Source organism: Streptomyces sp. NPDC018019, from assembly GCF_044327805.1.
GTDB lineage: Bacteria > Actinomycetota > Actinomycetes > Streptomycetales > Streptomycetaceae > Streptomyces.
Genome location: NZ_JBIRGD010000018.1, coordinates 21,551 through 46,947, shown reverse-complemented (window position 1 = coordinate 46,947; position 25,397 = coordinate 21,551). Strand labels below are relative to the sequence as shown.

Genomic DNA, 25,397 nt, shown 5'->3' with positions numbered 1-25,397 from the left:
GGGTCAAGCGCCCAGCCCTTGGGCGGCATTGATCTTGTTCCAAAGCAGTTCCGAAACCTGTGCCGCGGACTCGCCGTCCTCGCCGGAACGGGCCAGGTGCCAGTCCGTCGTATAGAGATGCCCGAGCAGATCGCCGTCCGCGACGCACGAGGCCACCAGGACATCCAGCAGGGCGTCGCGCGGACTGGCTTCCTCACGGGCGGTGCGCAGCCAGTCCGCCACACGAGAGCCGCACTCGGCGAACGGGCGCAGCGCGAAGGTGGCGCGCCAGCCGGCCGTCAACTGGGCCTGTACGGCCGTCTCGGCGATGAGCGGCCGGGCCCGGCCGGAGGCGTCACAGAAGTGCCCCGGATCGGCGAGGTGGAGGAACAGCTCGGACACCCGTATCCGCTGCCACCGTGACAGAGGACTGGCCCATGCGCGGTGGACGCGGTCCAGCAACCGTCGTGTGAGGCGGCGTTCGGAGAAGGCGAGCCGGAACAGTGCGTCGCGGGCGGCGCATTCCGTCGTCCGGGGCTCCCGGCGGGCGAGATGCAGGAGGCGGACGAGGGCGCTGTCCGGGTGCTGGACCGCCATGACGTCGGCGCAGACTCCGACCAGAACGCGCACGAGGCCGGGGCTGAGCTGCCGGTTGGTGGACCATTCGTAAACTCTCGCCCGGAAGTGCCCGCCATGCTGCTCATGGGAGAGGCCGTCACTGAGTGCTGTGTACGCCGCCCGGTTCAACCAGTTGGGTGTGTCCTGTGCCATCCAGGCGACAGCGGCGTCGGAAAGCTCGCCGGGACGGTCCGTCCGCAGACATTGGCGGGCATAGCGGTGGACGAGATCAGCGCGTTCCCGGTCTTCCAGGTCCGGCGCGCGTACGAGGCCGTCCACCCACGGGGACAGCGCCGGCAGCAGGTCGGGGAAGTCGTCCCAGAGACTGTCGCCGACCGCTTCGTCGTAGCGCAGGGCGCGGAAGGTGACGCGGCCGTCGGTCGTCATCTCCGCCCCCACCTCCTTCAGTCGCACGGACAGTGCCGCACGGCTGAGTGGGGCCTGCACCGCGTGCGTCTCGGCCGCGACCCGTAGGAGTTCCGCCGCGGCTCGGTGCACCACATGCCCGCGGCTTCCGTGCAGCAGGGCGCAGGCGAAGAGGAGCGCACGTTTGGCGGCCGGCAGCCGGGCGACGGCCTTGCGCACTTCGTCGCGGCGTTCCGTGGTGACGGACAGCGCGCGACGCAGCCACTCGTGAAAGTGTCCGGGGCCGCGGTCGCGGTATTGGTGGATCAGATCCGCGAATTGTGCGACCTCCCGCATATGGGCCTGGGCGAGGAATTCCGCCAGGTCTGGAGTGGCCAGCTCCGCCGTCTCGACGATGATGCCCCCGGCCCGCAGGTGCTTCCGTAGAACTCGGAAGGCCGGTGGCCGCTCGATGGACGTGTGCAGGTCGTTCATCTCGGCTTGTAGCGCAGTGTCAGGAGGTAGCGCGACGGTGAGGTAGGCGTTGTGTTTCTGTACCGCCGCGCGGAATTCGGGCATCTCTCGCTGGACCTGATTGACCACACCCTGGTCGGCGGCGGTGAGATCCAGCAGCATCAGATCGGCATTCTGTACGTCGTCCGGGTGGAGGACCCGGCTGCCGCCTTCCTCGGGGCGGTCGGAGAGCCGGACGAACCGCCCACCCGTGCCGCGCTGTTCGTACAGGAGTTGCTTGGCCGTGGCGGAACGGCCGCTGCCGGGAGGGCCGGTGACCAGTGTGGTGCGGTAGTCACGCAAGGTGGCGCGGGCCCGATCCATGCCGATCGGGTGGACGAATCTCGTCGCCAGACGCAGGAATTCGTCTTGTGCGGCATCTCGGGGACGCTGTCGGGAGGGGCCCGGCGGAGGTCCGAAGTGAATGTGTTGGTCGCCCGGGCCCGAGTGTGTCGGTCCGTAGGCGTTGCCGAATGCCGTGCCGATCGCGTCGGTCATCGGTCCTCGTTACCCTCCGGGCGTGTGGGGACGCCAACGGTGAATCCACCGTTGTTGGTGCCGTTGACCTGAACCGAACCGGCGCCGGACTGGTGCGGGGAATTCACATACTGGTTTCCCGAACCGCTGTGGACGGGACTGTGTGCCTCATGGAATACGGTTCCGATGGTGCCCGCTTGGTAAGCTGTACCGTGATTGTTGTCCGCCGAATTGCTTACCCTGGCTGGTGTTGCGCCGTCCTTGGTCCGCTGTGTCTGGACGTCGGTGCCACCCAGGCGAGGAGCGAGTTCGGCGAGTTCGTCCCCGAGGACTCTCAGGTCGTGGTGCGAAGTGGCGGGGGCGACGCGGCGGTACTGGAGCAGCGCCAGCCCGCGCAGTTCGGAGGGAAGCCGGTGTGCCGGGAGCGGCTCGGTGCGTGCCCCGGCGAGTACGGGAACGATGTGTGTCTCGTACTCCAGCGCCTCGGCTATCTCGATGCGGGTCCAGTCGTCTTGGCCGTCCACGAGCCGCGCGTCGAGGCCGTCCAGCCAACGCGGGCCGATGACGGCCAGGAGCACTCCGCAGTGTCGTACAGCCGCTCGCAGAGCCGCGGGGTAAGGACTGCCCAGCTTGATCGACTTCTGGTCTCGGAAGATCAGGTCCGAACCGAAGCGCTGGGAGAGGTAGTTTTCGATCATCGCTGCAGCGGTCGGGTCGTCAGCTGTCCGGTAGTTGATGAAAACCTCGGGATGGTCGGGCATCCGCTTCTCTCTTTCGGGAGGGGAATGGAAGTGCCGCAGACGAGCACGCTTATCAAGGCCGTGTCTGCGGGTGTTCAGGCCGACGGGCGCAGTGCTGTGATGAGCTGTGGCGACAGTTCACGTACCGCGCGGTGAGATCGGTGACGGGACAGCAGACGCGCCAATCGCCGTACGTCGGCGCGGATGGTCGCGGAACCGACCAGGGATGCCGGGCCGAGCAGCTCCCCGGCCAGGTGGCAGGCGTGCTCGATCTCCCCGGCAGCGGCATGGCTGAGGGCGCGGCGCATCCCGTAGCGGGCCTGGTTCCGAACCGAGTAATCGGGCAGGCGGGCGACTTCTTGGTCCAGGATGTCAGCAGCGTGGCGCGGCCGCCCCAGATCGTAAAGACACCACCCGGTCGCCATGGACACCGGGTCGGAGAGATTGCTGGTACCGATCACCGGGAGCGACGGGTCGGAGGAATCGGTGGCGAGCAACGCTCGTGCCCTGTCCAGACGGCGCATGCAGGAGTCGTGGTCACCGGCGAGCGCATGACCCTGGGCCGCTTGCTGGGCGGCCAGTCCCCGTATGCGGGGTGGTGCGGCCGTCGTACCGGCCGCCCGTTCCGCCAAGGCGACGGTGGTGCGTGCGTCACCGGCGTAGAAGGAGATCAGGGCCTGCCGGGCGAGGGCGTAGGTCGCCAGGTGCTGATCGCCGCCGGCATCGGCGAGTTCCACGGCGCGGTTGGTCAGCCACTTCGCGGCCTCGTCGTTGCCGGCCTCCTGCGCCATCCAGCCCGCGAACTCCGCATATCGCGAGGCGAGGATGAGGAAGCCGTGGCGCGCCCCGGCGCGGGACCGGGCAGCGAGGTCGCGCAGCGCCTGTGTCTGGGCGATGAGAGGAGGCACGAGAGCGCCGGGAGCCGAGGTCTGGCCGAGTTTGCGGTACTGGTCGAACAGGGTCCGCGAGGCGTCGAGCAGCCCCGGATCCGCCGGTGCGGCGGCTGCCTGGACCTCGCCCGCGGCTACGGCGAGCAGGCAGGAGGCGCCCAGTGCCAACGCCTTGCGGCGGTCCACGGCCGCGAAACGGACCGAACCATCTGTGTCCCATTGCATGATCCACACATCTCCGTCCGTGCGGGGTTCGCGGGGTGCCGCCGCCTCAGGAGCCGGAGGCCGGGGTACCAAGGCCGTCAGTGCTCCATCGGCGCGCAGCGCGCTGTCGCAGAGCCGGGCGAGATCGGGGCTGGGGCGCTTGTGGCCCGTCTCGACCTTGCTCAAGTGGCCCTTGCTGTAGTGCACCGCCATGGCCAGCTGGATGAGGGACCAGCCCGCGGCCGTGCGGCGTCTGCGGAGTTCGGATCCGAACGAGATCGGCTGCTCCAGCACGTGAACCTCCGGCATGTCGACCGTGCGGCCGCTCGGGCGGTCCCGACTCCGGACGTCAGCCTGCTGCCGTCGAGCCGGTGCCGACAAGGCAGCCGGACGGTTTCCCGTTTCCTCTTCGTAGTCCCGGGCGTGGCCCGGAGGGGAAGCGAACCGAAAGGGCCGGCCGCTGTCGAGACGGCCGGGGCCCCGGCGGAGGCGCGGTTCGTTGTCGGTGCCGTCTGCTAAGACTGGTGCCGTGAGCAGGAAAGACGATGAGCAGGGTGCGGGGGTGGAGCAGCTTGCGTTGATTCGGGAGGCGGTGCGGGGGAAGAAGGCGGAGCGGGCGAAGCCGCGGACGTGGCGGGGGGCCGAGCTGGCGGAGCGGCTGCCGGTGGCGCGGGTGCTGGTGGACAAGGGGCTGGTGCACCTCGACCGGTATTTCGACTATGCGGTGCCGGCGGCGATGGACGCCGAGGCGCAGCCCGGGGTGCGGGTGCGGGTGCGGTTCGGGGCCGGGGAGAAGGGGGGTCGGCGGGAAGGGGGGAAGCTGGTCAACGGGTTTGTGGTGGAGCGGGTGGCGGAGAGTGAGTTCCGTGGGGTGCTCGCGCCGATCGCGCAGGTGCTGTCGCCCGAGCGGGTGCTGACGCCGGAGCTGCTGGGGCTGTGCCGGGCCGTGGCCGACCGGTACGCGGGGACGCTCGCGGACGTGGTGCAGCTGGCGGTGCCGCCGCGGCGGGCGAAGGTGGAGGGGCGGGATTCGGGGAAGCCGCTGCCGCCCAACGCGCCGCCGGATGCGGGGAGTTGGAGCAGGTATCCGGCCGGGCCGGGGTTCCTGGAGGCGTTGGGGCGGGGGGAGTCGCCGCGGGCCGTGTGGACGGCGCTGCCGGGACCGCACTGGCCGCAGGAGCTGGCGCGGGCGATGGCCGCCGCGCTGGCGTCCGGGCGCGGGGCGCTCGCCGTCCTGCCGGACGGGCGGGCCGCGGCGCGGGTGGACGCGGCGCTGGGGGAGCTGATCGGAGCGGGGCGGCACGTGGTGCTCACCGCCGAGGCCGGGCCCGAGGAGCGGTACCGGCGGTGGCTGGCCGTCAGCCGCGGCGCGGTGCGGGCGGTGATCGGGACCCGGGCGGCGATGTTCGCGCCGGTACGGGACGTGGGCCTGGTCGCGGTGTGGGACGACGGGGACAGCAGCCACAGTGATCCGCATGCGCCGCAGCCGCACGCGCGGGAAGTGCTGTTGCAGCGGTCGGTGACGGAGCGGGCCGGTTTCCTGCTGGGCGGGCTGAGCTGCACGGTCGAGGCGGCGCAGCTGGTGGAGACGGGCTGGGCGCGCCCGCTGACGGCCGGGCGTGAACAGGTACGGGCCGCCGCGCCCCTGGTCCGTACGGTCGGCGACGCCGACGAGGCGCGGGACGCGGCGGCGCGGGCCGCCCGGCTGCCGACGCTGGCGTGGCAGGTGGTGCGCGAGGGGCTCAAGCACGGGCCGGTGCTGGTGCAGGTGCCGCGGCGGGGCTACGTACCGCGGCTGGCGTGTGAGCGGTGCCGGGAGCCCGCGCGCTGCCGGGCCTGCGCGGGGCCGCTGGAAGCGCAGGACGCGGGTGAGCTGCGCTGCGGCTGGTGCGGGCGCGAGGAGGGCGACTGGCGCTGCGGGGAGTGCGGGGGCATGCGGCTGCGGGCCCAGATCGTGGGGGCGCGGCGGACGGCGGAGGAGCTGGGACGGGCCTTCCCGGCCGTGCCGGTGCGGACGTCCGGTCGTGATCATGTGCTGGACACGGTGCCCGGCGTGCCGTCCCTGGTGGTGAGCACGCCGGGGGCGGAGCCGGTCGCCGAGGGCGGCTACGCCGCCGCGTTGCTGCTGGACGGCTGGGCGCTGCTGAGCCGGCCCGACCTGCGGGCCGGGGAGGAGGCGCTGCGGCGCTGGCTCCACGCCGCGTCGCTGGTACGGGGCGCTGCCGAGGGCGGCACGGTCGCGGTCATCGCGGAGGCGACGCTGCGTCCCGTGCAGGCGCTGGTGCGGTGGGACCCGGCCGGGCACGCGGTGCGCGAGCTGGCGGAGCGGGCCGAGCTGGGCTTCCCGCCGGTGTCCCGGATGGCGTCGGTGACCGGCCGTCCCGAGGACGTGGCGGAGATGCTGGCGACGGCCGGGCTGCCGGAGGGCGCCGAGGTGCTGGGGCCCGTACCCGTACCGGCTCCCGACGCGGGACGGCCGCGCCGGCCGGGGGACCCGCCGCCCGGGGAGGAATGGGACCGGGCGCTGGTGCGGGTACGCCCCGGCCAGGGCGCTGCGCTGGCGGCGGCACTGAAGACGGCGCAGGCGGCGCGGCTGGTCAAACGGGAGGGGGAAGCGGTGCGGGTACGGATCGATCCGCCCGACCTCGGCTGAGGCGGCCGGCGGTCGGCTGCGGGCGTCGCGGCTGGGAAGGCGGGGCCGGGAGGAAGAGCTGGGGAGGAAGCTGGGAGGAAGGGAAGCGGGCCGCCCCGGGGAGGGGCCGGGGCGGGGTGCGGCGGGTCAGCCGTTGCGGGGGCCGGGGAAGGCGCCGGGGCGGGCCTCTTCCCGGGACGGCATCGGGGACTGGCCCGGCAGGGTACGCGCGGCGGGCACCGCCGGCGCGCTCGGCAGACCGGGGGAGACGGCCAGGCTGCGGGCCCCGGACGGTTCGGCCGTACGGACGCCCTCGCCGCTCTCAGAACCGGGCTGGGCGGTGGAGCGGCGGGCGCCGTAACGGCGGTGCACGGCCTGTTTCGTGACGCCCAGGGCCGACCCCACCGCATCCCAGGAGAAGCCCAGCGAGCGGTCGAAGTCCACCGCCGCCGTGACGAGGGTTTCGACGCTGTCGCGCAGTTCCTGGGCGAGACGTACGGTCGGGGCGGGGGCGCGCCCGTAGACGACGAAGCCGGCGGACGGGCCGGTGCGCCGCGGCCGGTAGACGTTGCCGAGCTGAGCTGTCAGGGTGCGCAGGGCGTCCACCTGCCGGCGGACCCGCTCGATGTCCCGTACCAGTAGGTGCAGGCTGGCGCGAGCCTGGGCGTCGTGGGTTGCGTGGTCGGCCATGAACAAGCCTCTCGAACCGGCGTCGGATGTGCATAAGAACGTGACAAGCAGGTGAAAACGAGCGGGCCGCGAGGGCGGCCCGGCTCGGTCAATGCTGCTTGACCAACGCAACAGCAGCGGCTCTGGTCACGGTATGGGGGCGTACAGGTTCCAATGAGGGGCGCGCGTCTGTTCGCGCGCCCCCTCGCGGGGGCGGCCCATAGACTGGTGCGCCGTTCCGCAGCGTGTGAGAGGTAGTACGCCACCCATGAGGCTCGTCTTCGCCGGCACCCCCGAGGTCGCCGTACCCGCCCTGGATGCCCTGATCGCCTCGGACCGGCACGAGGTCGTCGCCGTCGTCACCCGGCCCGACGCTCCGGCCGGCCGCGGCCGCCGGCTGGTCGCCAGCCCGGTCGCCGAGCGCGCGGCGGAGGCCGGCATCGAGGTGCTCAAGCCCGCCAAGCCGCGCGACGCGGACTTCCTCGCCCGGCTGCGGGAGATCGCCCCGGACTGCTGTCCGGTCGTCGCCTACGGGGCGCTGCTGCCGAAGGCGGCCCTGGACATCCCGGCGCACGGCTGGGTGAACCTGCACTTCTCGCTGCTGCCGGCGTGGCGCGGCGCGGCACCGGTGCAGCACGCGGTGCTGGCCGGTGACGAGATGACCGGCGCCTCCACCTTCCTCATCGAGGAAGGGCTGGACTCCGGGCCGGTGTTCGGAGTGATCACGGAGGCGGTACGGCCGGCCGACACCAGCGGCGACCTGCTGACCCGGCTGGCCCTCGCCGGGGCGGGGCTGCTGGCCGCCACCATGGACGGCATCGAGGACGGCACGCTGCGGCCGGTGCCGCAGCCCGCCGAGGGCGTCACCCTCGCGCCGAAGATCGAGGTCGAGGACGCGAAGGTGGACTGGTCGGCGCCCGCCCTGCGGGTGGACCGGGTCGTACGGGGGTGCGCCCCTGCGCCGGGCGCGTGGACGCTGTTCCGTGACGAGCGGCTGAAGCTGATGTCGGTCGGCCTGGTCACCGACCGTACGGACCTGGCGCCCGGCGAACTCGCCGTCACCAAGAAGGCGGTGTACGCCGGTACGGGCAGCCACGCGGTGGAACTGCTGTGGGTCCAGCCGCAGGGCAAGAAGCCGATGCGCGGCGCGGACTGGGCGCGCGGGGTACGGATCGGGGACGCGGAGCGGCTGGGGGACTGACGGGGGGAAGGGGAGACCGATGGGGGGCGGAGGACCGGGCCGGGGGATGACTGAGGGCTGACGGGCGGTCGGGGGACCGGCGGGCTGCCGGGGTCTGACGGGCGGTCGGCGGCGGTCGGCGACGGCGGGCCGCGGCGGCGGGCCGCGGCGGCGGCCGGGCGCGGCCCCGGTGCCCTCCGGGAGCCCGGTGTCCCCGCGGCCCCGGTGCCCTCCGCGGCCCGTCGCCCCGCCACGTAGGCTGGGGGCGAACTTCTTCCCGTACAGCAGCGGAGCACCTTTCTCGTGAGTGGCCAGTCGCGTCGTCCCAGCAAGCCCTACCGCCGTCCGCGCAAGGACCCGGTGCGGATACTCGCCTTCGAGGCGCTGCGGGCGGTCGACGAGCGGGACGCGTACGCGAACCTGGTGCTGCCGCCGATGCTGCGCAAGGCGCGGGAGAACGGGGACTTCGACGGGCGCGACGCGGCGCTGGCGACCGAGCTGGTCTACGGCACGCTGCGGCGCCAGGGCACCTACGACGCGATCATCGCGCGGTGCGTGGACCGGCCGCTGCGGGAGGTGGACCCGCCGGTCCTGGATGTGCTCTCGCTCGGCGCGCACCAGCTGCTCGGTACGCGCATCCCGACGCACGCCGCGGTGAGCGCGACCGTCGAGCTGGCCCGCGTCGTGCTGGGCGACGGGCGCGCGAAGTTCGTCAACGCCGTCCTGCGGAAGATCGCCGCGCACGACCTGGACGGATGGCTGGAGCGGGTCGCGCCGGAGTACGACGAGGACCCCGAGGAGCACCTGGGGATCGTGCACGCGCACCCCCGGTGGATCGTCTCGGCGCTGTGGGACGCCCTCGGCGGCGGGCGCGCCGGCCTGGAGGACCTGCTGGAGGCCGACAACGACCGGCCGGAGGTCACGCTTGTGGCGCGGCCCGGGCGGTCCACCACCGCGGAGCTGATGGAGGCCGTGGGGGAGGAGAGCGCCCTGCCGGGCCGCTGGTCCCCGTACGCGGTACGGCTCGCCGAGGGCGGCGAGCCCGGCGCCCTGGACGCGGTCCGCGAGGGCCGGGCCGGTGTCCAGGACGAGGGCAGCCAGCTCGTCGCGGCGGCCCTGGCGAACGCGCCCCTCGACGGGCCCGACCGCACCTGGCTCGACGGCTGTGCCGGACCGGGGGGCAAGGCCGCGCTGCTGGGCGCGCTCGCCGCGCAGCGCGGTGCCCGGCTGCTCGCCTCGGAGAAGCAGCCGCACCGTGCCCGCCTGGTGGCGCGGTCGCTGGCGGGCAACCCCGGCCCGTACGAGGTCATCGCGGCCGACGGCACCCGCCCGCCGTGGCGGCCCGGCTCCTTCGACCGGGTCCTGATGGACGTCCCGTGCACCGGTCTCGGCGCGCTGCGGCGGCGGCCGGAGGCGCGCTGGCGCCGCCGTCCGGAGGACCTGGACGGCTTCGCGCCGCTCCAGCGGGAGCTGCTGCGCCAGGCTCTGGTCTCGGTCCGGGTCGGCGGCGTGGTCGGCTACGCGACCTGCTCGCCGCACCTGGCCGAGACGCGCGCCGTGGTGGAGGACGTCCTCAAGGCCCGGGGCGGCGCGGAGATGACGGCGGAGTGGATCGACGCCCGCCCGCTGCTGCCGGGCGTACCCGCGCTGGGCGACGGCCCGGATGTCCAGTTGTGGCCGCACCTGCACGGTACGGACGCGATGTACCTGGCGCTGCTGCGGCGAACGGCGTAGGACGCCGGGCCCGTCGCCGTCCGTGATGCGGCAGCGACGCCGACGTGCGGCGGCAATGCAGGTGTGCGGCAGCAATGCAGCCGTGCACGGCAATTCGGCGGCCGGGAATCGGCAGGCGGGGAAAGGGCTGAGGGGTAATCGGCAGCCCGGGCAATCGCCTGGCCGGGATTCGACGGGCAGAGGTCAGGAACAGGAAAGAAATTGCGCTGAACGGGGCGGAAACGCCGCCGGAAATCCGCATTCGGACGCGGTGAATATGCGTTACCTGTTTCCCGCGGCGTCGTTCGCTGGTCATGACCGTTCGCAGGATCGTCACGGCGCTCGCCGTCGCCGCAGCAGCCATCGGGATCACGTTCGCGACAGAGACCCCCGCGGCAGCGGGCGGAATCATCGTCATCGGGTCGCCGTCCCACAACAACACCTGCAAGAACGGCCCGAGCATCGCCGCACACGGGTCCGCCACCGATGGCACCGGTGGCGCCGCCGGACTGCTCGGCCAAATTCCTTTCGGGAGTCCGCTCAATCACTGCGGCAGTGCCGATCTGCCCGGCAACAAGCAGGGGAACGAGGCCCCGGACGACGACCCCGGCCTTGAGCACACGTCGTCCGAGCCCGCTGTGGACAACAGGTATCCCGGGACGGGCCAAGCGGATTTCCTCAAATTGCTGAGGTAGCCGAAGACCGCTCCGTTCGGAGAATGCGGGGATTCCCGCGGAAAGCCGGCGGTCCTGGACCCCGCGGCCCGATCGCCGGCCGCGGGGTGGGCCGGCGGGGCGGGGTGCGGCCCGCGCCCCGCCCACCCGCTTCGGCTCGCCAGGGGCGGCAGGACATACTGGAGGCATGGCCTTGATCAACCCCAGCATCCTGTCCGCAGACTTCGCCCGGCTCGCCGAGGAGGCGAAGGCCGTCGAGGGCGCCGACTGGCTGCATGTCGATGTGATGGACAACCACTTCGTGCCCAACCTGACGCTGGGTGCTCCGGTCGTCGAGGCGCTGAGCAAGGCGACGGACACCCCGCTCGACCTCCATCTGATGATCGAGGACCCGGACCGCTGGGCGCCGCAGTACATCGAGGCGGGCGCCGGTTCGGTGACCTTCCACGCGGAGGCGGCGGCCGCGCCCGTACGGCTGGCGCGGGAGATCCGGGCCAAGGGCGCACGGGCGTCGATGGCGCTCAAGCCGGCCACGCCCATCGAGCCGTACGAGGACCTGCTGCCCGAGCTGGACATGCTGCTGATCATGACCGTGGAGCCCGGCTTCGGCGGGCAGGCGTTCCTGGACATCATGCTGCCGAAGATCCGCCGGACCCGGGAGCTGATCTCCAAGCACGGCCTGCAGATGTGGCTCCAGGTGGACGGCGGTGTCTCGGCGGCCACGATCGAGCGGTGCGCGGAGGCCGGCGCGGACGTCTTCGTGGCGGGCTCGGCGGTGTACGGCGCGGACGACCCGGCGAAGGCGGTGCGCGAACTGCGCGCGCAGGCCGAGTCCGCGACGGCCGGGGCCGACTGGGCCTGCGCCCACTGACGCAGGGGCGCCCGCGGGACCGGCCGTGGGCGCCGGCGCCGCACATGGTGTGCCCGGGGCGCGCGCACGGACCCCGCACGCCGGTGTTTCTTGGTGTCACCGCCATCGAGCGTTCACGATGGCCGGGGCGGTGATGGTCCCCGACCACCTCGGGTTTCTGCAAGGATGAGCAAAGACTCGATCAGGTGCGCACAAGGGGAGAATCTCGTGGTTGCCAGCCGCCCACAGTCCGCAATGGGCCCCGCCGAGCTGGTGCAGGCCGCGGCCATGGCCCGCCGCTTCTACCTAGAGGGCAAGTCCAAGATCCAGATCGCCGAGGAGTTCGGCGTCAGCCGCTTCAAGGTCGCCCGGGTGCTGGAAACGGCGCTGGAGCGCGACCTCGTACGGATCGAGATCCGCGTCCCGGCGGAGCTGGACGCCGAACGGTCCGACGCGCTGCGGGCCCGCTACGGCCTGCGGCACGCGGTCGTGGTGGAGTCGCCCGCCGACGCCTCCGACGACGCCCCGGACCCGGAGAACCTCGGCGAGGTCGCGGCCGACCTCCTCGGCGAGCTGGTCACCGAGGGCGATGTGCTGGGCCTGGCCTGGGGCCGCTCCACGATCCACATGGCGGCCGCGCTGCACCGCCTCCCGCCGTGCACGGTCGTGCAGCTGACCGGTGTGTACGACGCGGGCACCGCGGACCGCGGCTCGGTCGAGGCCGTGCGCCGGGCGGCCGACGTCTCCGGCGGCGAGGCACACCCCATCTATGCGCCGATGCTGCTGCCCGACCCGGCGACCGCCGCCGCGCTGCGCGGCCAGACCGGCATCGCCCGCGCGTTCGAGTACTTCGACAAGGTGACCGTCGCCTGTGTCTCCATCGGCTCCTGGGCGCCGGGCATCTCCACCGTCTACGACATGCTCACGGAGCAGGAGCGGGAGCACTACGCCTCGCTGGGCGCCGCCGCCGAGATGTCCGCGCACCTCTTCGACGCCGAGGGCCGCCGTATCGGGCGGGACCTGGGCGAGCGGTGCATCACCGTCGAGGCGGACCGGCTGCGCCGCATCCCCGAGGTGGTGGCCATCGCGGGCGGCCGGCGCAAGGCGGCGGCGATCGGCGCGGTGCTGCGCTCCGGCCTGGTGACGAGCCTGGTGACGGACACGGCCGCCGCCGACCACCTGCTGCTGGAGACCGGCCCGGGCCCGCGCCCGGCGCTGGAGCGGGCGGACCCGGACGGGGCGTGAGGCACCACGCGCACCCCGTGCCGCGCTGTGACAGCATCGGCGCATGGTGATCCGCTCCGCTCCGCGCACGGTCATCGGCGTCTTCGCCGCGCTGCTGACCTGCTTCTTGCTGTTCCTGACCGGCTGCTCCCCGGACGGTGGTGAGGGGAGCGCGAAGCCCACGCACGGAGCGCCCTCGGCGAGCGCCTCCGCGCCGGAGTGGGCGCGGGGCATGGCGACCGTACCGGCCGCCCGGCTGCCCGGCCCGGCCCGTGAGACGCTGCGGCTGATCGACGCGCACGGCCCGTTCCCGTACCCGAAGGACGGCACGGTCTTCGGCAACCACGAGCGGCGGCTGCCCCGGCAGAAGCGCGGCTACTACCACGAGTACACGGTTCCCACCCCGGGATCGAAGGACCGCGGCGCGCGGCGGATCGTCACCGGCGACCACCACGAGACGTACTACACCGACGACCACTACCGGACCTTCAAGGCGGTGCTCCGATGACGGCTCCCGTGCCCCGGCCGCTCGCGGCGGTGCTCGACGGCAGTACCCCTCCCGGGGTCGTGCCCTGGCCGCACGACCGGCCCGCACACGAAGCGCTGGACGCGGCGCGCGCGGCCGGCCGGCAGAGCGCGCTGCTCGACCTCGAAGGGGTCACGGACAAGGCGGAGTTCATGGACCGCTGCGCGCGGGCGCTGCGGCTGCCCGACTGGTTCGGCCGGAACTGGGACGCGCTCGCGGACTGTCTGACCGACCTGTCGTGGTGCCCGGCGGACCGCGGCCGGGTGCTGGTGGTGTGCGGCTGGCAGCGGTACGCGGCCGCCGCGCCGGACGACTGGGGTGTCGTCGAGGAGATCATCGCGGACGCGGTGGCCTTCTGGCGCGACACGGGCACCGGGCTGGTGGTCGTGATGGCGCGGGGCCGGGAGCCGGGGGCGCCGGAACGGTGACGTCCGGGGGAGCGGAGCGGTACGGCGGGGCGCGGACGCGCCTGGCAGCGGGTGCGGTGGCGCTGCTGACGGTCGCTGCGGGGCTCGGCGTGCGGGCGGGCGCGGCCCGTGCGGGCCTGGGTCCGGAGGCCGCCAAGTACGCCGGCGACGCGCTGTACACCGTGCTCGTCCAGACGCTGGTCGTGCTGGCCGTGCCGCGCGTCCGGCCGCCGACCGCGGCCGGTGTGGCGCTGGCCGTCAGCTGGGCCGTGGAGTTCGCGCAGCTCAGCGACGTACCGGCGGAGCTGTCCCGGCGCAGCGCGGTGGCGCGCCTGGTGCTCGGCTCGACCTTCAACGCGCCGGACCTGTTCTGGTACGCGGTGGGCGCCGCGTGCGCCTGGGCCGTGCACGGGCGGCTGCGGGCCCGGCGCCGGGCGGCCCGGGCCTGATCCGGTACGGCGCGGCTCGGGCCTGTACTGACACGGCGTGGGCTGGGCCTGACCTGGTACGGCGCGGTCCGGGCGTGAGCAGGTTCGGCGCGGGTTGGGCCTGACCTGGTGCAGCGCGGTCCGGCCGTACACGACCCGCCGTCAGGGCGCAGCGCCCCGGGCCCGGCAGACGCCCGCACCCCCGTCCGGTCCGCCGCGCGGCCCGCCCGACGGCCGGTCCCGCAGCCGCGTCCGGCCCAATCCCGCCCGATGTTTCACCCGCCCGCCTCCGGGCACCGAGGTGCGGCGGGAGGTGACGCGGTGGCCGAGGTGCTGCTCCTACTGGTGGCGTTGGCGCTCACGCTGGCCTGCGCGGTGTTCGTGGCGGCGGAGTTCTCCCTGACCACGGTCGAGCGCAGCGCGGTGGAGCGCGCGGCGGAGGCGGGGGAGCGGGGCGCCGAGGGGGTGCTGAGCGCGGTGCGCGCGCTCGCGTTCCAGCTGTCCGGCGCCCAGCTGGGCATCACCGTGACCTCGCTGGTCATCGGCATGCTCGCGGAACCGTCGCTGGCGGCGCTGCTGCGCGGCCCGCTCGCGGCGGCCGGGCTGCCGGGCGCGGTGGTCCCCGGCGTCGCCTCCGCGCTCGGGGTGGGCGTCTCCACGGTGACGCTGATGGTCGTCGGCGAACTGGTGCCCAAGAACTGGGCGATCTCCCGGCCGCTGGCCGTGGCCCGGCTCGTGACCGCCCCGCAGCGTGCCTTCAGCGCCGTCTTCGCGCCGTTCATCCGCCACCTGAACCGGTCCGCCAACCGCATCGTCCGGCGCTTCGGACTGGAGCCCACCGAGGAACTGGCGTCCTCCCGCAGCCCGGCGGAGCTGGTGGCGCTGGCCCGGTACTCGGCGCAGGAGGGTGCCCTGCCGGCCGACTCGGCGGAACTGTTCGTACGGACCCTGCACCTGGGCGAGCTGACCGCGCAGAACGTCATGACGCCGCGGGTCGAGGTGCGGGCCCTGGAGGCCGGGGCCACCGCGGCCGACGCGGCCACGCTGACCCTGGCCACCGGCCTGTCCCGCTTCCCCGTGTACCGCGGAAGCCTGGACGAGGTGGTCGGCACCGTGCACATCCGCGACGTCCTCGCCCTGGACCCCGCGGAGCGGACCGCCACCACCGTCGCGGAACTGGCCGCCGGCCCCGACCTGGTGCCCGAGTCGCTGCCCGTCGACCGGCTGCTGGACCGGCTGCGCGCGGTCCGCACCATGGCCGTGGTGATCGACGAGTACGGCGGTACGGCCGGGATCGTCACCCTGGAGGACATCGTCGAGGAGATGGTCGGTGACCTGCGGGACGAGCACGACCCGGTCGAGGGACCGGACCTGCGGCGGACCGGGGCGCGGTCCTGGGAGGCGGACGGCGGGGTGCGCCTGGACGGGCTGGCCGGGATCGGCCTGGAGGCGCCCGAAGGGCCGTACGAGACGCTGGCCGGGCTGCTCGCGACCCGGCTGGGGCGGATCCCGGAACCCGGCGACGAGGTGTGCGCCGGGGGCTGGCGGCTGACGGTGCTGGACGTACGGCGGCACCGCGCCGAGCGGGTACGGCTGGTCGCGCCCGCCGGTGCGTCCTCGCCGGCGGCCCGGCCCGGCGACGGGGGGAGGGGACGGGCGTGACCGCGGTCCAGCTGGCCGTCGCCGCGCTGACCCTGGTCTCCAACGCCTTCTTCGTCGGCGGCGAATTCGCGATGATCTCGGTGCGGCGCAGCCAGATCGAACCGCGCGCCAAGGACGGGGACCGGCGGGCCGGGCGGGTGCTGTGGGGCCTGGAACACCTCTCCGAGTTGCTCGCCACCGCCCAGTTGGGCGTCACCGCCTCCTCGCTGGTGCTCGGCGCGATGGCCGAACCCGCCATCGCGCACCTCGCCGAGCCGGTCTTCACGGCAGTGCACGTGCCGCACGGGCTCGTGCACCCGATCGCGTTCGTGCTGGCGCTGGCCCTGGCCACGTATCTGCACATGCTCGTCGGGGAGATGGTCCCCAAGAACATCGCGCTGGCCGCGCCGGAGCGCTCCGCGCTGCTGCTGGGGCCGCCGCTGGTGGCCCTCACCCGCGCGCTGCGCCCCGTCGTCGTGGGCATCAACGCACTCGCCAACGTGCTGCTGCGGCTCGCCCGGATCGAGCCGCGGAACGAGGTCGCCGCCGCCTTCACGGACGAGGAACTCGCCCGCGTCGTGCAGGACTCGCGCCACGCCGGGCTGCTCTCCGACACCGGCGGCGAGCGGCTGCGGGACGCTCTGGAGCTGGGGCAGCGGCCCGTCGGCGGTCTGCTCGTCCCGCTGTCGGACATGGTCACCGTCGACCGGCACGTCACCCCCGACGAGCTGGAACGCACCGCGGCCCGCGCCGGGTTCTCCCGGCTGCCGGTCACCGGTCCGGCCGGGACGGTCCTCGGCTACCTGCACATCAAGGACACCCTCGGCGTCGCCGAGCGCGACCGGCCGTTCCCCCGGGAGGCGCTGCGGCCGGTGCCCCGGGTCCACCGCGACACCCCGCTGGACGACACCCTGACCACGATGCGGGCGGCCGGCACCCAACTGGCCGCCGTCGGCGACGAGCAGGGCGTGGTGCTCGGCTTCGTCACCATGACCGACGTACTGGACGAGCTGGTGGGCCCGCCCGCGCCGGACCGGGCCCGGGGCACGGACCAGGAGACGGCCCCCGGCACCGCGCCGTGAGCCGGACCGGGCCGCCGCCGCGGGTCAGTCGGACACCGCCGCGGAAGACGAAGGACAGGCCGGTTCGCGGGGCCCGCCGGGCCGCTCGGCGCTGGTGGCCGTGACCGCGGGCGGGGTGTGGGTGCGGTGCGGCCGGGGCAGGCTCGGCTCCAGCTCGACCAGGACGAGGGCGACGTCGTCGTCCTGGGCGCCGTGGGTGTGCCGGCACATCGTCGACAGCACCGCCTCGATCGCGTCGTTCAGATCGGGCAGCGAGCAGGCCGGCAGCAGGCCGGCCAGGTCGATCATCGCGCCGTCCGGGTCCCGGGCCTCGGCGAGACCGTCGGTGTAGAGCAGCAGGCGGTCGCCGGGGGACAGCTCCACCTCCTGGACGCGGGGCATCGGGTGCAGGCCGATGGGCGTGGTCGGCTCGGCCGGGGTGAGTAAGACGGGCGGGCCGGCGGCGGGCAGGTGCAGGGGCGGGTGGTGGCCGCAGTTGACCAGCCGGAGCCGGCCCGGGGATATCTCGGCGATCACGGCGGTGATGAAGTCCTCGGGCCCCAGGTCGTCGATCAGCCGCCGGTCGGCCTCCTCGACCACCTCGGCGAGGTCGTCACGGGTGTAGGCGCAGTCGCGGAAGTGCCCTATGGCCGCCGCGGACAGGCGGACCGCCTCCAGGCCCTTGCCGCGGACGTCGCCGATCAGCACCCGCAGACCGCTCGGGGTGTCGGCGAAGGCGTACAGATCGCCGCCGATGACGGCGCGCGGCGCGGCGGAGCGGTAGCGGGCGCACACCGAGGCGCCGCTGACCCGGAACGAGGTCGGCCGCAGGATGGCGCGCTGCGCGGCGGCCGCGACCCCCGCCAGCTGGCTGTCCAGCGCGGCCTGCCGGTCGGAGGCCCAGGTGGCGTAGGCCGCCGCGGCGGCGAGCACGGTCAGGGACAGCAGCTGGTCGGTGCGGCCCAGGGTGTGTTCGTGTCCGGCGACGGCCACGCCCAGGAGCAGGGCGGCGAAGGAGACCGCGGCCGTGCACGCCCCTTCCAGTCTCGTGGCGGCCACCAGCGGGCCGATCAGCAGCAGCCCGGCCAGGCTGACGTCCGGTCCCAATGCCAGGTCGCAGACCGCGACGGCGGCTCCGGCCAGGGCCGTGAGCAGCAGCAGGGCGCCCTGTCGGACTTCGCGCATGTCCTCCCCTTCCCCCACGGCCGAGGCGGACCCGCCCGGTCCGGCCGGGGGCCACCGCGTGTCGCGGTTACTGTACGTACTCATCTGCGAAGTGATCGCCCAGGCTCCCGTCGGCCCGGCGGTCGCCGCGGATCGACACCCGAAGCGGCCTGTACACGGTTCTACCCACCTGCTGGCCAGCGAGAACCTCCAGATCCGTCATATGGTCGGATCGGTGTCGAACCGCAGGTGACCGGCTGCCCGGGCCATGGAAGACCGGCAATCTCCCTTACGGAGAGTAACGAAAACGCGGGGCGTGACGGTTCCCGTCGCGGGCTCCGGAACCGCTCCGGAGGGGCGTTACGGGCGGCCCAGGGGAACACCGGTTCGCCCCGGACCGCACTCATCAGGGATGATGTCCTAGGAGCCGCATCCTGACCGGTGCCGGTTCGGAAGCTGACTCCCCACCCGCCCGAGCAGTGAACCCGCAGGTGAGAGAGCCAGTATGAAGTTTCTGAACGATGTCAAGCCGCCGTACGACCTGACGTACGACGATGTGTTCATGGTGCCCGGCCGCTCCGCGGTGGGCTCCCGTCAGGGCGTGGACCTGTCCTCGCCGGACGGCACCGGCACGACCATCCCGCTGGTGGTCGCCAACATGACCGCGATCGCCGGACGCCGGATGGCCGAGACCGTCGCCCGCCGCGGCGGCCTGGTCGTCATCCCGCAGGACATCCCGATCGAGGTCGTCGCCGACGTCGTCGGCTGGGTCAAGCGCCGCCACCTGGTCCTGGACACGCCGATCGTGCTGTCCCCGGTCTCCACCGTCGCCGACGCCCTGTCGCTGCTGCCCAAGCGGGCACACGGCGCCGGGATCGTCGTCGAGGGCGGCCGGCCCGTCGGCATCGTCACCGAGCACGACCTGGCCGGCGTGGACCGCTTCACCCAGGTCTCCGAGGTCATGTCCAAGGACCTGCTGGTCCTGGACGCGGACATCGACCCGCGCGAGGCGTTCAACCAGCTCGACGCCGCCAACCGCAAGCTGGCCCCGGCGGTCGACGCGGACGGCATGCTGGCCGGCATCCTGACCCGCAAGGGCGCCCTGCGCGCGACCCTGTACAAGCCCGCCACCGACGCCGACGGCAAGCTGCGCATCGCCGCCGCCGTGGGCATCAACGGCGACGTGGCCGGCAAGGCCAAGGCCCTGCTGGCGGCCGGTGTGGACACGCTCGTCGTGGACACCGCGCACGGCCACCAGGAGTCGATGATCAGCGCGGTCAAGGCCGTCCGGGCGCTGGACCCGCAGGTGCCGATCGTGGCCGGCAACATCGTCGCCGCCGCGGGCGTGCGCGACCTCATCGAGGCCGGCGCGGACATCATCAAGGTCGGTGTGGGCCCCGGCGCCATGTGCACCACCCGCATGATGACCGGCGTGGGCCGCCCGCAGTTCTCCGCCGTCCTGGAGTGCGCCGCCGAGGCGAAGAAGTACGGCAAGCACGTCTGGGCGGACGGCGGCGTGCGCCACCCGCGCGACGTGGCCATGGCGCTGGCCGCCGGCGCGTCCAACGTGATGGTCGGCTCCTGGTTCGCCGGTACGTACGAGTCGCCCGGCGACCTCCAGCACACCGCCGACGGCCGCCCGTACAAGGAGAGCTTCGGCATGGCCTCGGCGCGTGCGGTCCGCAACCGCACGAGCGAGGAATCGGCCTACGACCGGGCGCGCAAGGGCCTCTTCGAGGAGGGCATCTCCACCTCGAAGATGTTCGTCGACCCGGCCCGCCCCGGCGTCGAGGACCTGATCGACTCGATCATCGCGGGCGTCCGCAGCTCCTGCACCTACGCGGGCGCTGCCTCCCTGGAGGAGTTCGCCGAGAAGGCCGTCGTCGGCGTGCAGAGCGCCGCGGGCTACGCGGAGGGCAAGCCGCTGCACGCCAGCTGGAGCTGATCGCACCCGGCCCCGGATCCGGGGCCGCACGGCCGTCCGGCCCCGCACCGATCGTCCCGGTGCGGGGCCGGACGCGTTTGTGCGGCGGGTCGGGCGGGAAGGCCCAACCGGTGAGATTTGTCGTTTGTGCGCAACGAACGACTGCCCGCGGACCAGGTGCGCAACAAAAGTTCACGGTTGCGCAAGGAACCTGCATTACGGCAGCTCACACCCGACCCGTACAGTCATGCGCTGTACGTGGAGTGGCGGGGACCGCCTGCTCGGCGGTCCCCCCTTCTTTCTCGCGGGTTGTTTCGTCGTACCCGCGCCCGGGGCCGCTGTGCGCCGTCCGCCACCTCGACCGGCAGCGATGAAGGAGCCACCCCTGTGTTGGAGCACGGCGCAGCAGCCCCGCCCCCGGCGGGCAGCGACCCCCGGCCCCCCTCCCCCTCCGGGGGCCTCGGCGCCCGGCTGATGCGGCGCAAGCCCGTCGAGCGGCTGGTGGCCGAGGGCGGCCAGGGCGAGGGCGGTACCCTCCGCCGCTCGCTGGGCATGTGGCAGCTGACCATGATCAGCATCGGTGCGACGCTGGGCACCGGCATCTTCGTCGTCCTCGGCGAGGCGGTGCCCAAGGCCGGCCCGGCCGTCATCGTCTCGTTCGTCATCGCCGGCATCACCGCCCTGTTCTCCGCGCTGTCCTACGCGGAGCTGGCCGGCTCCATCCCGGTCTCCGGCTCGTCGTACTCCTACGCCTACGCGACCCTCGGCGAGCTGGTCGCCTGGGTGTGCGGCTGGTGCCTGATCCTGGAGTACGGCGTCTCGGTCGCGGCCGTCGCGGTCGGCTGGGGCGAGTACCTGAACGAACTGCTGTCCGGCACGATCGGCGTGACACTCCCCGAGGCGCTGTCCGCGCCGCCCGGCGACGGCGGGATCTTCAACCTGCCGGCGCTGATCGTCGTGCTGCTCGCCATGGTCTTCCTGCTCGGCGGCGCCAAGGAGAGCGCCCGCGCCAACACGATCATGGTGGCCGTCAAGATCGTCGCGCTGCTGCTGTTCTGCGGCGTCGCCGCCCAGGGGATCAGCTCCGGCAACTACGCCAACTTCATGCCGCTGGGCATCGCCGGCGTCAGCGGCGCCGGGGCCACCCTCTTCTTCTCGTACATCGGCTTCGACGCCGCCTCCACCGCCGGTGAGGAGGCCAGGAACCCGCAGCGCGACCTGCCCCGCGCGATCATGCTGTCGCTGATCATCGTCACCACGCTCTACTGCCTGGTCGCGGCCGTCGCCGTGGGCGCCCGGCCCTGGCAGGGCTTCGAGGGCTCGGAGGCCGCGCTCGCCGGCATCCTGAAGGAGGTCACCGGCCAGGGCTTCTGGTCCGTGCTGCTGGCCGCCGGCGCCGTCATCGCCATCGCCAGCGTCGTGCTGACGGTGCTGTACGGACAGACCCGCATCCTGTTCGCGATGTCCCGCGACGGCCTGGTCCCCAAGGTGTTCGCCAAGGTCCACCCGAAGACCGGCGCCCCGCGCGCCAACACCGTGATCGTCTCGCTGTTCTGCGGCGTCCTGGCCGCCGCCGTCCCGCTCGGCCAGCTCGCCGACGCCACCAGCATCGGCACCCTCTTCGCCTTCGCGCTGGTCAACATCGCGGTGATCGTGCTGCGCTTCACCAAGCCGGACATGCCGCGCACCTTCCGCACCCCGCTGGCGCCGGTCTTCCCGGCGATCGGCTTCCTGCTGTGCCTGTACATGATGGGCAGCCTCGGCCCGGTCACCTGGGTGGTCTTCGGTGTCTGGATGGCCGTCGGGCTCGTGGTCTACTTCGTCTACGGCATGCGCCGTTCCCGATTGGCCACCGCAGAGAAGTGATCCACCCGCAGTGCGACAGATGAACGAACTCGACCAGCGCATCGTGCACGCCCTGGCGGCGGACGCCCGCCGCTCCTACGCCGACATCGGGACGGAGGTCGGGCTCTCCGCCCCGGCGGTCAAACGCCGGGTGGACCGGCTGCGGGCCGAGGGCGCCATCACCGGGTTCACCGTCCGGGTGGACCCGGCGGCGCTGGGCTGGGAGACCGAGGGGTTCATCGAGCTGTTCTGCCGCCGCAACACCTCGCCGGACGCCATCCACCGGGGTCTGTCGCGCTATCCGGAAGTGGCGTCCGCCTCCACCGTCACCGGTGAGGCGGACGCCATCGTGCAGGTCTTCGCCTCCGACATGCGGCACTTCGAACGGGTGCTGGAGCGCATCGCGGGCGAGCCGTTCGTGGAACGCACCAAGTCGGTCCTGGTGCTGTCGCCACTGCTGCGGCGCTTCAGCTCGGGATCGCCGGGCTGAGGCCGGCCGGGCACCCGCCACCGGGTCCGGCCCTTTCATGCCCCGGGCTCTGGGCTCCCGGGCCGGTGTGTCCGATCATGGCCGCATGACCGCCTTCTACCACGTCTGCTTCGTGGTCCCGGACATCGAGCGGGCGATGCGGGACTTCCGCCGCGCGGCCGGGACCGAGTGGGGCGACCCGCTGTCCGACCGGATCGGCGAGTGGGACTTCCGCATCGTCTTCACCACCGGCGGACCGCCTTTCATCGAACTCATCGAAGGGCCTCCGGGCAGCCCCTGGGACGCGTCCGCGGGCGCCCGGTTCGACCACATCGGCTTCTGGACCGGTGACGTACGGGCCGGTTCCCGGCGGCTGGCGGAGGAGGGCATGCCCGTGGACTTCTCCGGCTGCCCCTACGGCCGGCCGTTCGCCTATCACCGCATGGACAGCGTCGGAGCACGCGTCGAACTCGTCGACGTCTCCCGGCAGGCCCGGTTCCTCGACGCGTGGCACCCCGGCGGTGCCCCGATGCCCGCCATCGACGAGCCGCCCGGCGGCTGACTCCGCCCCGCCCGGCCGGTCAGCCGCTCCACCAGGCCAGTGCCCCGCCCAGGACGAGCAGGGCGCAGATGCCCAGGTTGACGAGCTTGTACGAGAGGAAGACCGCGGCGAATTCGCGGAGGGTGGCGCTCGGCCAGAAGTAGGCGGCGGTGGGGGCGCCGACGACCTGGCCGTTGAGGCCGGCGCGACGGGCCAGGATGGCGGCGCGCAGCACGTGGTAGTTGTTCGTGACGATCACGCAGCGGTGGTCCGGCACCGTCCGGTCCATGATCCGCTTGCTGAACGCCAGGTTTTCCTCCGTCGTACGGGACTCCTCCTCGCACAGCACGCGGTCCTCCGGGAAGCCGCGCTCGACCAGGTAGGCCGCCATCGCCCGGGCCTCCGGGAGCTGTTCGTCCGGGCCCTGGCCGCCGGAGGCGAGCAGCAGCGGCGGCCGGCCGCGCCGCGCCTGGCGCTCGTACACCGCGCGGGCCCGCTCCAGCCGGCCGGCCAGCAGCGGCGGTACGCGCGTGCCGCCGATCAGCCCGGAGCCCAGGACCACCACGAAGTCGGCGTCGCGGCGCACCCGCAGCCGTCCGTAGAGGAACGCGTAGCCGACGAAGCACAGGAAGAGGAAGGAGACATAGCCGAGGACGAGCACGGTCGTGCCGGCGACCACGGCCAGGGTCCGTGATCCGCTCCCTACCGCCGTGATCAGCAGGGCGACGACCGCGAAGATCCCCAGCCCGGCCAGCAGCGACAGCAGGTTCGCCGGACTGCGGCCTTCCTTGCGGACCATCGTCACGCCGTTGAGGATCAGGAAGACGCCGAGGACCAGGACGCCGAGCGTGGGCAGCAGCAGGATGAGCACGGTGGCCGCCACGGCCAGTGCCGTGGGCATCCGGTGCAGTTGTATGAGCAGGGCCGGGACGAGGAAGACGACGGTGAGGCCGAGATGAACGGCGTTGCTGAAGCGGCGCCGGTCGCGCAGCACACCGATGGCGAACAGGAAGAAGAACAGCCCCGGCAGGGCGTACGCGAGCATGGGCACATCGTAGGCGGGACGATCATGTGTCCGGCGCCGCCTGCGGCGTGGAGCGACCGACCGCCGAGGGGGACACCTGTGACCGCACGAGACACCGCCGTCGACCTGAACCTGCTGACCGCCCTGGACGCGCTGCTGGAGGAGGAGAGCGTGACGGCGGCCGCCGACCGCCTCGGCCTGTCCGGGCCCGCGATGAGCCGGGCCCTCGGCCGCATCCGGCGCACGATCGGCGACCCGGTCCTCGTACGGGCCGGGCGGCGCATGGTCCCCACCCCGCGCGCTCTGGAGCTGCGTGCCGCCGTACGCAGAACGGTTCAGGAAGCCCGGGACCTCCTCGCGCCCGCCCCGCCCGCCGATCCGGCCGAGCTGCGGCGGGTGTTCACCCTCCACGCCAACGACCTGTTCACCACCGTGGTCGGCCCCGGGCTGCTGGCCCGCGCCGCCCGGCAGGCGCCCGGGGTGACGCTGCGCTTCCTCGGCGAGGGCCACGTGGACGTGCCGGTGCTCCGCGAGGGGGTCGCCGACCTGGAGATCGGTGTGATCGACGGCCGGGAGCCGGAGGTGCGCGTCGAGCGGCTGTACGCCGACCGGGCCGCGGCCGTGGTGCGGGCGGACCACCCGCTGACCCGCGGCACGCTGACCCCGCGGCGCCTCGCGGACGCGCCGCACGTCAACTTCTCCCGCCGCGGCCGGCTGACCGGCCCGATCGATGCCGCCCTCGCCGAACGGGGCCTGCGGCGCAAGGTGGTCGCGACCGTTCCCACCTTCGCCGCCGCCCTGCTGATGGTCGCGGACACCGACGCCGTCGGCATCGGGCCGGAACGGGTCGGCGCGCGCTCCGTACACCTCCTCGGCCTGCGCACGCTGCCCCTCCCGCTGGACCTGCCCCCGGTGACCGTCGGCATGGCCTGGCACCCGCGGCAGGACGCGGACGCCGGGCACGCCTGGCTGCGCGGCCTGGTGCGCGAGGTGGTGGCGGACGCGGTCAGCGGACCGGCCGGGGCCACGGCACGACCGTGAAGCCGCCCCGCTCCACCGCCTCGCACGGCGCCGAACCGACGCACTTGCGGAGATCGCCGGTGGCCGCCGTGCCGACGTGCCGGAACGCGAACGTGCCGTGTGCCGTGTCGGGCGTCTCGTCCTCGCGGAAACGCGCGTCGAAGGAGAAGCGGACGTCGCCGTCGGTGCGGCGGAGCTTCGCGGCCCCGGTCAGCCGCGGGTCGTCCGGCTGCCGGCCGGCGTTCTGCGCGGCGGTGGCACGCGGCGCCGGGTGGGAGATGTCGGACGGGGGCGCGGCGAGCGCGGGACCGGCCGCCCCCGCGGCCAGCAGGACGGCCGCCCACACGGCGAGGAGACGGAGGCGTCTGCGGGCGGTCGTCCGGGCAGGGCGGATGCCGCTGTTGCCGGTGTCGCTGCCACCGGTTCCGCGATGGCGGACAGAACGGTTCATGACGGACCTTCCTCCGACGGAAATCACGTGTGCTCACCCGGCGTTTCCGGGCGCCTCACACGATGCCGTCCGGCCGCGGGCGTCACATCGCACCCGGGAACGATCCCCGCTCCGCCGCACGGGGGGCCGCCGTGCGACCGGAGGCGTACCGGAGGTGCGGACACCGTCCCGGCCGCGGCTCTACAGGA

23 protein-coding genes are annotated in these 25,397 nt (G+C 73.5%); 16 read left to right on the top strand and 7 right to left on the bottom strand.

Annotated features, from left to right (window positions below; all coding sequences use genetic code 11):
- Nucleotides 1-3: 3 nt before the first annotated feature.
- The 3 genes from ACH4FX_RS27210 to ACH4FX_RS27200 all read right to left on the bottom strand — a co-directional run bounded on the left by ACH4FX_RS27210 (nucleotide 4) and on the right by ACH4FX_RS27200 (nucleotide 4,075).
- Nucleotides 4-1,779 carry a hypothetical protein gene (locus ACH4FX_RS27210; RefSeq protein ID WP_398483221.1) on the bottom strand — a complete coding sequence of 592 codons (1,776 nt, stop codon included), beginning with the start codon at nucleotides 1,777-1,779 and terminating at the stop codon, nucleotides 4-6.
- A gap of 170 nt (nucleotides 1,780-1,949) precedes the next feature.
- Nucleotides 1,950-2,693, bottom strand: a complete 744-nt coding sequence (locus ACH4FX_RS27205; RefSeq protein WP_398483219.1) for a toll/interleukin-1 receptor domain-containing protein — start codon at nucleotides 2,691-2,693, stop codon at nucleotides 1,950-1,952.
- A gap of 74 nt (nucleotides 2,694-2,767) precedes the next feature.
- Nucleotides 2,768-4,075, bottom strand: coding sequence for a multiprotein-bridging factor 1 family protein (locus ACH4FX_RS27200; protein WP_398483217.1), 1,308 nt, complete (start codon nucleotides 4,073-4,075; stop codon nucleotides 2,768-2,770).
- A gap of 220 nt (nucleotides 4,076-4,295) precedes the next feature.
- On the opposite strand from ACH4FX_RS27200, the gene ACH4FX_RS27195 reads away from it, so the two are divergent.
- Nucleotides 4,296-6,419, top strand: coding sequence for a primosomal protein N' (locus ACH4FX_RS27195; RefSeq protein WP_398483215.1), 2,124 nt, complete (start codon nucleotides 4,296-4,298; stop codon nucleotides 6,417-6,419).
- 126 nt (nucleotides 6,420-6,545) lie between these two features.
- Here the strand turns inward: ACH4FX_RS27195 and ACH4FX_RS27190 are convergent, their stop codons facing one another.
- Nucleotides 6,546-7,088, bottom strand: coding sequence for a hypothetical protein (locus tag ACH4FX_RS27190; protein WP_398483213.1), 543 nt, complete (start codon nucleotides 7,086-7,088; stop codon nucleotides 6,546-6,548).
- Between the two features lie 247 nt (nucleotides 7,089-7,335).
- On the opposite strand from ACH4FX_RS27190, the gene fmt reads away from it, so the two are divergent.
- The 10 genes from fmt to ACH4FX_RS27140 all read left to right on the top strand — a co-directional run bounded on the left by fmt (nucleotide 7,336) and on the right by ACH4FX_RS27140 (nucleotide 16,792).
- A complete protein-coding gene (fmt, locus tag ACH4FX_RS27185; RefSeq protein ID WP_398483212.1) occupies nucleotides 7,336-8,268 on the top strand; it encodes a methionyl-tRNA formyltransferase in 933 nt (310 codons plus the stop codon).
- 282 nt (nucleotides 8,269-8,550) lie between these two features.
- Nucleotides 8,551-9,981: an RsmB/NOP family class I SAM-dependent RNA methyltransferase gene (locus tag ACH4FX_RS27180; RefSeq protein ID WP_398483210.1), complete on the top strand. Its 1,431-nt coding sequence runs from the start codon at nucleotides 8,551-8,553 to the stop codon at nucleotides 9,979-9,981.
- Nucleotides 9,982-10,274: 293 nt separating this feature from the next.
- The gene (locus tag ACH4FX_RS27175) at nucleotides 10,275-10,655 is read left to right on the top strand and encodes a hypothetical protein (RefSeq protein ID WP_398483208.1); all 381 of its coding nucleotides are present in this window, start codon (nucleotides 10,275-10,277) and stop codon (nucleotides 10,653-10,655) included.
- Nucleotides 10,656-10,821: 166 nt separating this feature from the next.
- A complete protein-coding gene (gene rpe / locus ACH4FX_RS27170) occupies nucleotides 10,822-11,505 on the top strand; it encodes a ribulose-phosphate 3-epimerase (protein WP_398483206.1) in 684 nt (227 codons plus the stop codon).
- Nucleotides 11,506-11,739: 234 nt separating this feature from the next.
- On the top strand, nucleotides 11,740-12,729 hold the full coding sequence (locus ACH4FX_RS27165) for a sugar-binding transcriptional regulator (RefSeq protein WP_398483466.1): 990 nt from the start codon (nucleotides 11,740-11,742) through the stop codon (nucleotides 12,727-12,729).
- Nucleotides 12,730-12,772: 43 nt separating this feature from the next.
- Complete coding sequence (locus ACH4FX_RS27160) at nucleotides 12,773-13,216, top strand: ribonuclease domain-containing protein (protein ID WP_398483204.1); 444 nt, start codon at nucleotides 12,773-12,775, stop codon at nucleotides 13,214-13,216.
- Complete coding sequence (locus tag ACH4FX_RS27155; protein WP_398483202.1) at nucleotides 13,213-13,662, top strand: barstar family protein; 450 nt, start codon at nucleotides 13,213-13,215, stop codon at nucleotides 13,660-13,662. The genes ACH4FX_RS27160 and ACH4FX_RS27155 overlap by 4 nt, the downstream gene beginning before the upstream one ends.
- Entirely contained in the window at nucleotides 13,659-14,090 is a 432-nt protein-coding gene (locus ACH4FX_RS27150) for a DUF2809 domain-containing protein (protein ID WP_398483200.1), read from the top strand. Before ACH4FX_RS27155 ends, ACH4FX_RS27150 begins: the two co-directional genes overlap by 4 nt.
- 300 nt (nucleotides 14,091-14,390) lie before the next feature.
- Complete coding sequence (locus ACH4FX_RS27145; protein WP_398483198.1) at nucleotides 14,391-15,731, top strand: hemolysin family protein; 1,341 nt, start codon at nucleotides 14,391-14,393, stop codon at nucleotides 15,729-15,731.
- Nucleotides 15,728-16,792: a hemolysin family protein gene (locus tag ACH4FX_RS27140; protein ID WP_398483197.1), complete on the top strand. Its 1,065-nt coding sequence runs from the start codon at nucleotides 15,728-15,730 to the stop codon at nucleotides 16,790-16,792. The genes ACH4FX_RS27145 and ACH4FX_RS27140 overlap by 4 nt, the downstream gene beginning before the upstream one ends.
- Nucleotides 16,793-16,816: 24 nt before the next feature.
- On the opposite strand, the gene ACH4FX_RS27135 is transcribed toward ACH4FX_RS27140, so the two are convergent.
- Nucleotides 16,817-17,956 (bottom strand): PP2C family protein-serine/threonine phosphatase, encoded by a 1,140-nt coding sequence (locus tag ACH4FX_RS27135; protein ID WP_398483195.1) that lies wholly within the window; start codon nucleotides 17,954-17,956, stop codon nucleotides 16,817-16,819.
- 484 nt (nucleotides 17,957-18,440) lie between these two features.
- Here ACH4FX_RS27135 and ACH4FX_RS27130 point away from each other — a divergent pair, with 484 nt between their 5' ends.
- The 4 genes from ACH4FX_RS27130 (at nucleotide 18,441) to ACH4FX_RS27115 (ending at nucleotide 22,735) form a co-directional block, all read left to right on the top strand.
- Nucleotides 18,441-19,880 carry a GuaB1 family IMP dehydrogenase-related protein gene (locus ACH4FX_RS27130; protein WP_398483193.1) on the top strand — a complete coding sequence of 480 codons (1,440 nt, stop codon included), beginning with the start codon at nucleotides 18,441-18,443 and terminating at the stop codon, nucleotides 19,878-19,880.
- A 453-nt stretch (nucleotides 19,881-20,333) separates the two neighbouring features.
- Nucleotides 20,334-21,725, top strand: coding sequence for an amino acid permease (locus ACH4FX_RS27125; RefSeq protein ID WP_398483464.1), 1,392 nt, complete (start codon nucleotides 20,334-20,336; stop codon nucleotides 21,723-21,725).
- A 19-nt stretch (nucleotides 21,726-21,744) separates the two neighbouring features.
- A complete protein-coding gene (locus ACH4FX_RS27120; protein ID WP_398483191.1) occupies nucleotides 21,745-22,194 on the top strand; it encodes an Lrp/AsnC family transcriptional regulator in 450 nt (149 codons plus the stop codon).
- 85 nt (nucleotides 22,195-22,279) lie between these two features.
- Nucleotides 22,280-22,735, top strand: a complete 456-nt coding sequence (locus tag ACH4FX_RS27115) for a VOC family protein (RefSeq protein ID WP_398483189.1) — start codon at nucleotides 22,280-22,282, stop codon at nucleotides 22,733-22,735.
- Between the two features lie 19 nt (nucleotides 22,736-22,754).
- On the opposite strand, the gene ACH4FX_RS27110 is transcribed toward ACH4FX_RS27115, so the two are convergent.
- Nucleotides 22,755-23,759, bottom strand: coding sequence for a YdcF family protein (locus ACH4FX_RS27110; protein WP_398483187.1), 1,005 nt, complete (start codon nucleotides 23,757-23,759; stop codon nucleotides 22,755-22,757).
- 78 nt (nucleotides 23,760-23,837) lie between these two features.
- Between ACH4FX_RS27110 and ACH4FX_RS27105 the strand changes: the two genes are divergently transcribed.
- Complete coding sequence (locus ACH4FX_RS27105; protein WP_398483185.1) at nucleotides 23,838-24,779, top strand: LysR family transcriptional regulator; 942 nt, start codon at nucleotides 23,838-23,840, stop codon at nucleotides 24,777-24,779.
- Here the strand turns inward: ACH4FX_RS27105 and ACH4FX_RS27100 are convergent.
- Complete coding sequence (locus ACH4FX_RS27100) at nucleotides 24,745-25,209, bottom strand: hypothetical protein (RefSeq protein ID WP_398483183.1); 465 nt, start codon at nucleotides 25,207-25,209, stop codon at nucleotides 24,745-24,747. The genes ACH4FX_RS27105 and ACH4FX_RS27100 overlap by 35 nt on opposite strands.
- Between the last annotated feature and the right edge of the window lie 188 nt (nucleotides 25,210-25,397).